This window comes from Mangrovibacterium marinum, from assembly GCF_003046625.1.
Classification (GTDB): domain Bacteria; phylum Bacteroidota; class Bacteroidia; order Bacteroidales; family Prolixibacteraceae; genus Mangrovibacterium; species Mangrovibacterium marinum.
This window is the reverse complement of sequence record NZ_QAAD01000027.1, coordinates 34,609-47,576: the sequence shown is the minus strand read 5'-3', so window position 1 is coordinate 47,576 and position 12,968 is coordinate 34,609. Positions and strand designations below refer to the sequence as shown.

Genomic DNA, 12,968 nt, shown 5'->3' with positions numbered 1-12,968 from the left:
CTTAAATTCTTTGTCAAACTTCTTTCTCATAGGACTCATAATATAGGTAAATAAATTATACTTAACCTACCGTCCAGTCAAATGTAGCAGTTCCACAAACGAATCTACAACGATTTAATTCGCTGTTTTGAGATGCATGGTTTCTACCGTAAAAGGTGGTTGGGGGATTTGGAGCCTGTAGATAAAATAAACGGAAATAATATTGAAAATCTATTTAAGTATGCAAACAAATAGCACAAAGGAATTATTGGCAGAGGTTCGCAAATCATACAGATTGCTTTATAGCTATCAGAAAAGGATTTTGGATTTAGTCGATTTTATAGGAAAGAAATACGGTCTTAACTATGATGGAGGATATCCTAAATTTAGTAGCCCTGGGCCTCGAAATGGGAGCGGACGTTTAGACCTTTGGGCATGGGATTGGTTAAATATGTATTTCTATGAGTTTCACTTTCAGAATAAAAAAGCAGGAGAGGATACAATCTATTTTTCAATCTTTTTAATGAATGACAGTGGTTTTTTTGAAACGCATAACGAAAATAAGATTGGTAAAACATCGGTTTCGAAATTTGCTGAAGTTGAAGATTCTACGAGTGATTTGATCTTTGTTGTAGGTAAAAACCTTTGGGATGGTTGGGGATACAATTGGGATGAACCGGAATTTATCCTCAATGAATCAGGTGAAAAAAGAAAGGGAAATAATAAATACATGATCTTTAAACATTATGCGTTGGATTTATTTGAGGATGAGAACGGAGCAATGAAATGCATTAAAGATTTTGAGGCGCTTTGCAAAGAGAACAATATCAAATTAAAGGTGCTAGATCAAAAGATATAACTCCACCTGCCCCTCCTCTGAGCGCTAGCGGAGATGAGGGGAAAGCTTGGAGTTCCCGATTGTATTGGGCAAGCTGTTTATATCGACATTACGCCAGCTAGCGCAAATTTGAGATTCATGCTTTGTTTGGAACAAACAAGCAAGCAGGAAAAGGAGGCCGCTTACCAAAGTGCGCCAGCGAATAGGAGATCAAGGAAACATTACCACCAATAACAAATGAACTTTAAATAAGCCTAATATGAAAAAATGTCCCAATTGCAAATCCGAGATGGAAGAAAATTTTGAGTTATGCTGGAATTGCAACTTCAGCCTAACTGAAAATAAGGTTCTTGATATTAAAGATTTAAATGACAATAAAAAAGACATTAACTGTCTGCGATGCAATACCCCGTACATCTATTCCGGAGAGTATAAATTTCATGAAGGACCAAGGATCGGAATATTGGGAAATATATTTGAAGTGTTTGTTAATCGGGAAGCATTTGATATTTATGTATGTCCGAAATGCGGGAAAGTTGAATTCTTTATTCCCACAGACGATAGCGAATACAAACTTGAATAAGATTGTGAAATGCGCTTCTGCTACCGCAGGACGATGATGTTTTGTTGTATCAAATATGCAATTCAATGGTAGCAGCCTGGCAAGTGCCGCTCCTCCGGAGCTCGGATTTCAGCATCGGGCGATTGAGCTACAAAGATGGCGCTCCTCCGGAGCTGGAGATACAATAAAATTCAATAGAGCTAGTTTCTTAAAAAAAGAATAGCTTAACTGATTTATACGAAACGATCATGGCCAATACATACACCCAACTAATTGTTCAAATTGTATTTGCAGTATATGGTAAACAAAATCTAATTGCGGAAAAGCATCGGGAACGGTTAGAAAAATACATTTGTGGTACGATCACGAACAAGAAATCAAAACCTCTGGCGATTTATTGCAATCCCGATCATACACATATATTAGTTGGAATTAATCCGTCGACCTCGGTATCTGATTTAGCCCGGGATATTAAAGCGAATTCATCAAGGTGGATCAACGAGGAACGGTTGGTGGTTGGCAAATTCGGCTGGCAGGAGGGCTTTGGTGCATTTTCATATTCAAAATCGCAGATTGATGCAGTCGCGAAATATATTCTCAATCAAGCAGAACGCCATAAGCATCGTAGCTTTAAGGAAGAATACCTGGAGATCCTGATGAAATCGGAAATTGAATACGATGAACGCTATCTATTTGAATGGTATGATTAGTGCAAATAATTTTCAAACAACAAACACCCAAACAACACCTCATGAAAAGACTAAAACACCTTTTACAAACCGGCTTTTTGCTGGTCGTTAGTATTAATGCCTTGGCGCAACCTACCAACAAAGATTGGATGCTTTCGGGGGCGGGCAACTATTACAAAAAGACGACGTCCGAATCGGTTTCGGGCAGCAGTGTTGATCAGATGGACAAATCAATAATCGGTTCTTTTATGGTCGAGCGCTTTTTAAGCGATCGGTTTTCGGTGGGGATCGGCATTGCCCGTCATTGGGAAGATGGCGAGCTGGATATTTCCAATTTCAGTAACAACACGCTGACTCGAAGCGTTATGGAGTTGGAGTCGAATTATTGGATGCCTCAGCTTTTTGGGAAGTATTATCTTCCGCTGAAAGGTCGATTGTATTTGGTTCCGCGTTTTACGGCAAGTTATGGCAAAGCCAAAGCCGAAGGTTTCTTGTTGGAGCTAAGTGCTCAATACATTGAATCCGATGAAATACAGATGGGACAAGCAGGCCAGACTACTGCCACCGAATCGTATTTTCGGACCGATGTGGATTTGTTTTCGGCCGAGTTGGCTCCCGATTTGGTTTTCTTTTTCGCACAGCGCTGGGGCGTGTCAGTTTCTCCCGGTGGTTTGCGTTACGACAAAGTAAGCGGCGACCTGGATGATTCGGAATGGACATTCAGCTTTAAACGGCAGTATTGGCGGTTGGGCGTTAACTTCCGGTTTTAAAGCGGAGGGGGTCGAAAGCTAAGCGCAAAGTCCAGTCTCGTAGGGGCGGCTCTTTGCAGAAAGCTTGGGCATTGAGGAGCGTAACAGAAACCAGCAGCCTGGCAGGTGCCGTTCCTCCGGAGCTCGAATTTTTGCTTATGGCAATTGAGCTACAAAGATTTCGCTCCTCCGGAGCTTTTGTTTTGATTGCTTGCTTTTATTGATGATTATCAGTTGGTTTTGATCGAGGTTGTTGGCGGTGGAGGCTTTTTGTTTTTCTGCGACTTCTGATTTCTTTAATGTTTCCTTAATGCTGTGTTAATGCACACACCGTCATTCTGCCTTATCTTTGTCGTAGATTTTATTTCATAAGTTTAGGTTTGATTAGTTTTATTGGTTTAGTTAGGTTTGAAAAGGGTAGATAGAGATCTACTCTTTTTTTTTGCTTCAATGTGAAGGAAATTCCAAAATCCAAAATCCAAACTCCAAACTCCAAATTTCAAAGACCAAAGACCAAAATTCCAGATTCCAAATTTCAAAGACCAAACTCCAAATTTCAAAGTTCCTTGCTAGCGAGAGTCTGTAATTAGTGCTTTGTTTGATACAAACAAGCAGGTTGAGAGACGGCGGCAGGCTTTACAAAAGCGCGGCAGCGAAAGGAATTCTATTTCGTAGAGGCATTAACTTCCTGATGCCGGAAACAACTCACCAGATGATCGTTAACCATGCCGGTGGCTTGCAGATGGGCATAAACAATGGTTGAGCCAACAAATTTGAAGCCTCGCTTTTTCAGGTCTTTGCTGATTTTGTCGGAGAGGGGCGTGGTGGCCGGCAAATCACTTAGCTTTTCAAAATGATTGACGATGGGTTTGTGGTCGACAAAGCGCCAGATGTAGTTCGAGAAAGAACCAAATTCTTTTTGTACTTCCAGGAAGCGTTGCGCATTGGTAATGCTGGCGGCAATTTTTAGGCGATTACGGACCAGTCCTTCATTTTGCAGTAGCTCGTCAACTTTTTGCTGGTCGTAGGCAGCCACTTTCTCCGGATCGAAATTGTCGTAAGCGTGGCGGTAGTTTTCTCGTTTCTTCAAAACAGTATGCCAACTCAGGCCTGCCTGCACCCCTTCAAGGATCAAAAACTCGAACAAAACCCGATCGTCATAAACCGGAACGCCCCATTCCAGGTCGTGGTAGTTGCGGTACAAATCATCTTTCAGGCACCATTCACATCGATTTTCCATAGTGTGAGTTGTTAAAAAATTGAAATCGAGATAAAAATACTTAAAACAAGCGATACCGGGCTAAAATATTATTTTTGCTCTTCGTAAATTGTCCACCCTATGAAATTTAAGATTCTTTTTCTTCTGATCTTTATAAGCGGCTTTGCTTCGGCACAGCTTAACATTAACCACTACATCCGGGTGGGACAGACCCGTATTTCGACAGCTAACTATGTGGGGGCCATCGAAAACTTCAATATTGTGATCAAGTTTAAGCCACAGCTGCCCGAGCCGTATTTCTTTCGCGGCTTGGCTAAGCAACAGCTGGAAGACTTTCGCGGTGCAATTGAAGATTACGATACGGCCATCAAAATAAAACCCTATTATCCGGATGCCTTCATCAACCGGGGCTTGGCTCATTTGTCGCTTCACGAATATGCCGCTGCGATTGCCGATTATAACCGGGCGTTGGAACTGGCACCGCGCAATGCCGGCATTTACAATAACCGCGGTATTGCCAAACTATCGATGAAAGATGTTGACGGCGCCATTGCCGACTACGATAAGGCCCTGGATATTAATTCGAACTTTGTGAATGCCCTGATTAACCGCAGCAATGCCAATATTGTGAAGGGAGATACCAAAGAGGCTATTCGCGACCTGAACCGGGCAATTATCATTCGCCCTCACTTTGCCAGCGCTTATTTGCTGCGTGGTTTGGCCCGCTTCGAGTTGAATGACTTTGCCTCGGCTTTGCGCGACTTCGATCAAACTATTAGGCTGGAGCCGCAAAATGCTTTTGCTTACAATAACCGCGGGATTGTGAAGCAAAGACTTGAAGATTTTCAGGGGGCCATTATGGATTACGACCTGGCGCTTCAGTTAGATCCGACCATGCCGAATGCTTATTTCAACCGGGGTATTGCCAAGGAAGTTTTGGGACAGCCCGGTTTCGAGGAAGACTACCGCATTGCAGCTAAACTGGATCCGAAGCTGGATATTCGTCGCCGACCAACCGAGGAAGAATACTATGCGCAGTTGCAGAAGCAGCAGTCACAGTCGCAGTCTCAGTCACAGTCGCAGTCTCAGTCACAGTCGCAGTCACAGTCGCAAGCTTTGGCACAAAATGGCAATCAGTCCAACACGACGGCCGATCCAAACAACAAGAACGAAGGAAAAACAAAAGAGGAAGAAGCTGCCGAACGGGCTCGCCGTCGTTTCCGTCTTTCGCTGGCCGACACGCGTAATATTCCCAATTACGACGAAGAAGTGGACGATGGACGGGTGCAGAACAAAAACGTGATCATCGAGCTGCAGCATATCTTCCGGATCGCTTCCTTCAGCGAAAACTCGGTCGACTACGAGCGTTTACAGTATTACAGTATGGCCTTGGAAGAGTTGAACAAGTACAATAACTATCTTCCGCAGATGACCATCACCAATAAGGAGACGGCTGATTTTACGGATAGTTTTCAAAACAATATTCTTTACTTCAACGAGAAGTTAAAGGTGAACCAGTCGTCGGAAAATTATTTGAGCCGCGGGATCTTTAAGTTTCTCACCCGGCAGTATAACGAGGCGATGGGCGACTTCGACAAAAGCCTGAAATTAGACAGTAAGAATTTGATTGCTTATTTTAGCAGGGCAAACTGCCGGGTGAAGATGGTTGAATTGTTGGAGTCGGTTCCCGATCTTTCGCAGGACCTGACCATCAGCATTGGTTCGGGCGGCTCGGGAAATGCTGCCGGCACCAATGAGTTTTTGAATGACTACCGGGAGATTTTAGGCGACTACGAACGCTGCTCGAAACTGGATGCCGACTTCCCGTTTGTGTATTATAACAAGGCCTACATTCTGTGTAAGCTCGATCGATACGAAGAGGCGATTGTTTCCCTGAACAAGGCCATTGACCTGCAGCACGATTTTGCTGAAGCTTATTTTAACCGTGGCTTAACCAAGATTTACCTGGATGATGTGGATGGTGGTGCCAAAGATTTAAGTAAAGCCGGCGAGCTGGGTATTGAAGAAGCTTATAATATTATAAAGCGCTATTGTAACTAGATTAAAACCTTTTAGATATGACTGATGTGAAAAAACTGAGCAACATTGAATTGCTGGAGAAACTTTCGAAATACCGGAACATGGCTTTCTTTTCGGTGTTGTCCATTTTTTTGGGTATGGCTGTTATTATTATTTACAAAGTTCACTTCCTGTATTTGGCGATTGTTGCTGTTCCCTTCATTTTTGTTGCCCGGGTATTTTATAAATATTACAACGAAGTACAACGCCGAAACTTGCAGTAATGAGCTTACAACCGTTGGCAGAACGTTTGCGTCCGAAAAAGCTGGACGATTATATTGGTCAGGAACATCTGGTCGGTCAGGGCGCCGTTCTGCGCAAAATGATTGACTCGGGGAATCTGTCGTCGCTCATTTTGTGGGGACCTCCCGGGGTTGGTAAAACAACCCTGGCCAAAATTATTGCCAACACACTGGATCGGCCTTTTCATATTTTAAGTGCGATCAGTTCGGGGGTGAAGGATGTGCGCGAGGTGATTGAAAAAGCTCAGAAGCAGCAGTTTTTCAGTCGTGCCAACCCGATTTTGTTTATCGATGAGATTCACCGGTTCAGCAAAGCACAGCAGGACTCCTTGTTGGGCGCTGTTGAACAGGGCGTTGTAACCTTGATTGGCGCCACCACCGAAAATCCCTCGTTCGAGGTGATCTCGCCTTTGCTGTCGCGCTGTCAGGTATACATTCTGAAACATCTGGAGAAGGACGATTTGCTACGTCTGCTCGAAAATGCTTTTGCCAAAGATGTTGAGTTGAAAAACAAGCAAATTGAGCTGAAGGAATATGAAGCACTGCTTCGTTTTTCGGGAGGCGATGCCCGCAAATTGCTGAACGTGCTGGAGCTCGTGGTGAATGCTGAAGAAAGCGACCAGATTGAAATTACCAATGAAAAAGTCACCAAACGCCTTCAAAATAACCTGCGCACCTACGATAAAAAAGGGGAGATGCACTACGACATCATTTCGGCCTTCATTAAAAGCATTCGCGGCAGCGACCCCGATGCGGCAGTTTACTGGTTGGCCCGAATGATTGATGGCGGCGAAGATGTGAAGTTCATCGCCCGGCGTTTGCTGATTTCAGCAGCCGAAGATATTGGCCTGGCCAATCCGAATGCTTTACTACTTGCCCAAACAACTTTCGATGCCGTGCATCAGATCGGGCATCCCGAGTCGCGGATTATTTTGTCGGAATGTACCATTTACCTGGCAACTTCGCCCAAAAGTAATTCAGCCTACGAAGCGATCAACAAAGCGCTGGCCATGGTTCAGCGTACCGGCGATTTACCGGTACCCCTGCATATCCGTAACGCTCCCACCAAGCTGATGAAAGAACTGGGTTATGGCAAGGAATATAAATACGCCCACGCTTACGAGGGCAACTTTGCCGAGCAGGACTTTCTACCCGAGCAAATCCGAAAAGAACGTTTCTATATTCCCCAAAATAATGCGTCGGAACTGAAGATCCTGGAACGTCTGAAAAACTGGTGGAAGAAGCGCTATTCGTAAAAATGCGATAAACAAGAATAAGGATCGGATAAAGATCGGATAAAACGATAATAAAATTAGAGACAGTCCGGTTTGGTATTCTTTCATCTTGAAATAATTTCCTAGCTTTAAAAGCAAATAGCTTTGAAATAAGGAATAGCCAGGAAAGAATGAATTTGTCTGTTAACGATATTAGGCGCTTGCAGCAAGGCGATCTGCATGCCTTCGATTTAGTTTATAAGCTGTATAGCCAGCGCTTGTACGGCTTTGCCTATTCCATTCTGAAAAACCATGAAGATGCGAAGGAGATTGTGCAGGAAACTTTCCTGAAATTATGGAAGAACCGCAAACAGCTCCGGAGTGACCAGTCGCCCAAAGCCTTTTTATTTAAGATTTCCTATAACATTTCGATCGACTTGATTCGTCGGCGCCTGAAAAACGACCAATACCTGGAATACCTGAAAGGGCATTTTAGCGACAATGACGAGGCGGCAGAAAATATCGCCGACTACAATGAATTGAGTGATGCCTTGAAAAAGATTATTGCTGAATTTCCGGAGCAGCGGCAGCGCATATTCCGAATGAGCCGCGAAGAAGGCTTGAGCCATGCCGAAATTGCCGATAAGCTCGGCATTACCCCCAAGACGGTTGAAAATCACATTAACCTCGCATTGAAAACAATGCGTAAAAAATTGAGCGGCGGCAGCTATGTTGCCCAGTTGTTCTCGGTGTTTTTCTTCTAGCATTTGGGCGGTCTGCAAAATAAAATCAAAATTTTTAGAATACGCGTTGGGGGCTCGGAGCCACTTCGCCGTAATAGCTTTGAATTTCGGAACGAAAGCCGCTGCCTTTGATCCGAATCCAAAAAAATACGGGAATGGATAAAACAAAAAATATAGGCCAGCTCATCGAAAAGTATCTGAATGATCAGTGTTCGGCCAAGGAGCTGGAAACCGTCGCGGAGATCTTTCAGTCGGAGCAATATCGCGAAAAATTACAGCCATTGCTGTATGATTACTGGAGCAATACGCCTTCGTTCCGCCATGAAGTTGCGGAAGATGAACTGGGACAGATGTTGGACACCATTCATCACCGCATAAATCTGGAAGAGCCTTCGGAGAGGCCGCTTGTTAAGCGCTTGTATTTGTATACCTATAAAGCTGCTGCGATATTATTTATTCCACTGTTGATTTTTTCGGTGTGGCAATTGGCAACCAATTTCAACCCAAATGAAAATAATTATTTGACACTGGAAACGCCGCTGGGTTCGAAAATGAAGACGACCCTGCCCGATGGAACGGAGGTGTGGCAAAATGCCGGAACGACCTTGAAATACCCGGCTGACTTCTCGAAACAGAACCGCGAGGTGTTCCTGGTCGGGGAAGCCTACTTCCACGTTGAGTCGGACAAAAATAACCCCTTCCATGTTCAAACACCCGAAGGAACAATCACGGTTACCGGTACGCGGTTTAATGTGTCGAACTATGCGACCGACAATACTTACAGCGTGGTATTGGAGGAGGGGAAAGTGAGTTTTAGACCAAGCGGGGCATCGGACAAAATCGATTTAAAGCCTTTGCAGCAAATTATTCTGGATAAAGCCGACGGCGTTTTACATCGAAGAACCATCGATATCGAGAAGTTCACGTCCTGGAAAGACGGCAGACTGATTTTCCGGAACGATCCGCTGGAGGAAATTGTGAGGCGGCTGGGGCGCTGGTATGATGCAGATATCCGGATTGTAGATCCGGAGGGCGAACTGAACGATTACACCTTTACCATGACCGTTCAGCAGGAGCCCCTCGATCAGGTGCTGGAATACCTTACACAAGCTTCGGGCTTACACTTAAAAAAGGAACAGATCAGTGCAAACGGATCAGTAATAAAAATGAAATATGAAATTTTAAAATAGCAAAAATCATGAGATGAACGAAAGAGCATAGATAAATCAACAAAGGGAAGATGCTGGCACATCCTCCCTTAAGGTTGAAAAAATACAACTTCAGAATTCAAATTGTTTAATTCAATCGATTACAAAACTATGGAAAAAAATCGTAAACGGTTTGGCCCGGGATTAGATTATCCCATGGTCACTAAACTTATGAGATGTATGAAACTAACAATCCTGGTGGTGCTGCTTTTTGCCGGACAGGTGGCAGCATTTGACTCCTATTCCCAGACTGCCCGTATAACGGTGGATATGCACAATTCAACGGTCAAAGACGTGTTGATGCATATTGAAAGAAGCAGCGACTATTTTTTCTTGTACAGCAACAAATTTATCGATGTTGAACGCCGTGTGAATGTCAACCTGCATGAAAGTAACATTGCCGAAGTGCTCGGTGAAGTTTTCCGCGGAACAAATGTGGAATTTGACATTAAAGATCGTCAGATCATTTTAAGCCCGAAGCAAACGGAGCCGGGCACGGGAACTTACAACTGGCAGCAGGCGGTGAACGTGAAAGGGCTGGTTACTGATCCGGATGGCAATCCGATTCCCGGAGCAACCGTTGTTGTGAAAGGGACCTCGATGGGAACGACCACCGATGTTGATGGAAAATTCACCATCAATACAGAAGGTGAAAACCCGGTGCTGGTTATTTCGTTTGTTGGGATGAAAGCTCAGGAAGTAGCCTACACCGGGCAGCCGAGCCTGAGCGTGATGCTGGAGCCTGAGATGATCGGGATTGACGAGGTTGTGGCCATTGGCTACGGAAAAATGACGCGCAAAGATGTGTCCAGTTCCATTACCACCGTTAAGGCTGAAGACCTGAACGTTGGCGTGTACACCGATCCCGCACAGTTGTTGCAGGGGAAAGTTCCGGGCTTAACAATTACGCAAACCTCCGATCCCAATGGCAGTTCGTCCATTACGCTGCGGGGGGCTTCAACCTTGCGCACTGGCGCAGCACAGGAACCTTACTATGTTATCGACGGGGTTCCGGGCGTATCGTTATCGCTGGTGGCCCCCGAAGATATCGAGAGTATGGATGTGTTGCGGGATGCATCGGCAACAGCCATCTATGGTTCGAAAGCAGCCAACGGAGTGATCATCGTCACCACCAAAAAGGGAACTAAAAGCGGTAAAACCAATGTCAACTACAGCACTTACATGGCTGTGGATGACGTGTTGAAGAATCTGGATATGATGACCGCAGCAGAGCTTCGTGCCTATGCCTTGGCCAATGATGTTAGCCTGCCCAACGATGAAGGAGCCAACACCGATTGGCAGAAACAAATGCAACGCACGGGTTTCAGCCATAATCACAATGTTTCGATTAATGGTGGCGATGAGAAGACCAGCTATAATGCCAGTGTAAATTATCTGGACAAGCAGGGAGTTATTAAAGAAACCGACATGGATCGTTTGATTGCCCGTTCATTTTTACAAACCAAATCCATGAACGACCGGCTAACCCTTTCATTCAGCCTGAACGGAAGTATTACCAATAACCATAATGTGCCGATGTGGAACGAGGGACGCAGCGTGTTGGATGCGATGAATTATTATTCACCCCTGGTTCCGGTAAAAAATGCAGATGGCAGCTGGTATCAAAGCTCAGGGATCTCCCAGAACTACAATCCAATGTCGATGATCTACGAAGACGAGTATAACACGGAGAGTAAACGGATGCAGGGAATCACCAATGCTGCGTTTACGATTGTGGATGGTCTGGTGTATAATTTAGGCCTCTCGTACCAGAACGAGCAATACATTTACAGCAACTACAACACGGCAGCGTCCCAGATTTTTGCTTCGCAGCATGGGCAGGCAAGTCGTACCGCTGTTGAGAATAAGAAAAAGGTGCTGGAAACCTACTTGAACTACGACAAGGTTTTCAACGATATTCATAAGTTGGGGTTGATGGCTGGTTATTCGTGGGAGCAGTCGGATAATAACGATGGCTTTGGGCTGACGGTGTACAACTTTTACAACGATGCCTTAAAGTATTATAACATGGGCTATGCCAACAATATGGATATTTCGGGGATCAACAGCGGGTATACGCTTTCTACGCTGCGGATGATCTCTTTTTACGGGCGTATCAATTACAGTTACAACAGTAAATACATTTTCCAGGCGACTATGCGTCGCGATGGCAGCTCGGCTTTCGGGAAGAACAACCGCTGGGCAACCTTTCCTTCGGCATCGGCCTCCTGGCGGATGAGTGAAGAAAATTTTATCAAGAACCTGAATGTGTTCGATGATTTGAAGTTCCGGATTGGCTATGGTGTCAGCGGTAACTCGTTAGGTTTCGACGCGTTTACGGCCATTCAAACTTACGGCGCTTCGGGCTGGTTTTCGTATACCGATCCAACCGGAAATATTTCACCTTATCGTACCCTGGCGGCCACAAGCAATGCCAATCCCGATTTGAAATGGGAACGTACCAGTATGTTGAATGTGGGCATGGATTTTGGCTTCCTGAAAAACCGGGTAACCGGTACACTGGAGTACTACAATAAAAGTACAAAGGATCTGATCTATAGTTATGCGGTGTCGACCAACCGTTACCCCTACGGAAGTATGCTTGCCAATGTGGGCGAAATCAGCAATAAGGGGATTGAACTGTCGTTGAATGTGATTCCCGTTCAAACCAAAAAAGTCAAATGGGAAACATCCTTGAATCTGTCTCACAATAAGAATGAGGTGGTAAGTCTTTCAAACCAAACTTACTCTGTTGATTACATCAATGCCGGAAATCCGAATATTGGTGGTTATTCAACAGCTAACGTCCAGCGGATTATGGAGGGCGAAGCGATTGGCACATTCTACATGTGGGAGTGGGCCGGATACAGCGACAACGGCGTGTCTCAGTTTTATGTGCACGATGCGGAAACCGGCGAACGCACCGGCGAGCTGACCACCAGTCCGCAGGAAACCGATCGGACGAAGGTTGGCAGTGCACAGCCCAAGTTAACTTATGGATGGAACAACACCCTTTCCTACAAAAACTGGTCACTTACAGCATTTCTGCAAGGCGTAACCGGTAATAAAGTCTTGAATTCAACCCGCGCTCAGTACAATTACATTGCGTTGGTGTCAACCGGTAAAAATGTGTTGAGTGAAGTGGCCAGTAATCAGAAATTCTCGGATGTGAATGCACAGGCTCCCTCGGATCGTTATCTGGAAAGCGGCAGCTATCTGCGTTTGTCAACCTTGTCGTTAAGTTACGACTTTGGCCGAATTGGCGACTATATTCATGGTTTACGCGTATACGCAACATGCAACAATTTGATGACTATCTCGAACTACAAAGGACTTGATCCTGAGATTAACCTGAGCGGTCTTACGCCAGGCATCGACAGCCGGGAGTCCTACTATCCGCGTACCCGGACGTTCATGCTTGGACTTAATATCAATTTCTAATCTTA

General features: G+C 44.9%; 11 protein-coding genes. 10 read left to right on the top strand and 1 reads right to left on the bottom strand.

Translation table 11 applies throughout. The features are described 5' to 3' along the window. Positions 1-220: 220 nt before the first annotated feature. The 4 genes from C8N47_RS16945 (at position 221) to C8N47_RS16930 (ending at position 2,838) form a co-directional block, all read left to right on the top strand. The gene (locus C8N47_RS16945) at positions 221-838 is read left to right on the top strand and encodes a hypothetical protein (RefSeq protein WP_107823762.1); all 618 of its coding nucleotides are present in this window, start codon (positions 221-223) and stop codon (positions 836-838) included. Between the two features lie 238 nt (positions 839-1,076). After that, the gene (locus C8N47_RS16940; protein WP_107823761.1) at positions 1,077-1,400 is read left to right on the top strand and encodes a hypothetical protein; all 324 of its coding nucleotides are present in this window, start codon (positions 1,077-1,079) and stop codon (positions 1,398-1,400) included. A gap of 227 nt (positions 1,401-1,627) precedes the next feature. Further along, positions 1,628-2,089, top strand: coding sequence for an IS200/IS605 family transposase (tnpA, locus tag C8N47_RS16935; protein WP_107823760.1), 462 nt, complete (start codon positions 1,628-1,630; stop codon positions 2,087-2,089). Positions 2,090-2,130: 41 nt separating this feature from the next. Further along, positions 2,131-2,838, top strand: a complete 708-nt coding sequence (locus C8N47_RS16930; protein ID WP_107823759.1) for a hypothetical protein — start codon at positions 2,131-2,133, stop codon at positions 2,836-2,838. A gap of 643 nt (positions 2,839-3,481) precedes the next feature. Here the strand turns inward: C8N47_RS16930 and C8N47_RS16925 are convergent. Further along, the gene (locus C8N47_RS16925; protein ID WP_107823758.1) at positions 3,482-4,057 is read right to left on the bottom strand and encodes a DNA-3-methyladenine glycosylase I; all 576 of its coding nucleotides are present in this window, start codon (positions 4,055-4,057) and stop codon (positions 3,482-3,484) included. A 99-nt stretch (positions 4,058-4,156) separates the two neighbouring features. On the opposite strand from C8N47_RS16925, the gene C8N47_RS16920 reads away from it, so the two are divergent. From C8N47_RS16920 to C8N47_RS16895, 6 genes are all read left to right on the top strand, one after another. Continuing rightward, the gene (locus C8N47_RS16920) at positions 4,157-6,097 is read left to right on the top strand and encodes a tetratricopeptide repeat protein (protein WP_107823757.1); all 1,941 of its coding nucleotides are present in this window, start codon (positions 4,157-4,159) and stop codon (positions 6,095-6,097) included. Positions 6,098-6,114: 17 nt separating this feature from the next. Next, the gene (locus C8N47_RS16915; RefSeq protein WP_107823756.1) at positions 6,115-6,339 is read left to right on the top strand and encodes a hypothetical protein; all 225 of its coding nucleotides are present in this window, start codon (positions 6,115-6,117) and stop codon (positions 6,337-6,339) included. Then, positions 6,339-7,613, top strand: coding sequence for a replication-associated recombination protein A (locus C8N47_RS16910; RefSeq protein WP_107823755.1), 1,275 nt, complete (start codon positions 6,339-6,341; stop codon positions 7,611-7,613). Before C8N47_RS16915 ends, C8N47_RS16910 begins: the two co-directional genes overlap by 1 nt. Positions 7,614-7,762: 149 nt before the next feature. Beyond that, entirely contained in the window at positions 7,763-8,335 is a 573-nt protein-coding gene (locus tag C8N47_RS16905) for an RNA polymerase sigma factor (RefSeq protein WP_107823754.1), read from the top strand. Positions 8,336-8,469: 134 nt separating this feature from the next. Beyond that, complete coding sequence (locus C8N47_RS16900; protein ID WP_107823753.1) at positions 8,470-9,504, top strand: FecR family protein; 1,035 nt, start codon at positions 8,470-8,472, stop codon at positions 9,502-9,504. A 198-nt stretch (positions 9,505-9,702) separates the two neighbouring features. Beyond that, a complete protein-coding gene (locus tag C8N47_RS16895) occupies positions 9,703-12,963 on the top strand; it encodes a TonB-dependent receptor (RefSeq protein WP_211316194.1) in 3,261 nt (1,086 codons plus the stop codon). Positions 12,964-12,968: the final 5 nt, after the last annotated feature.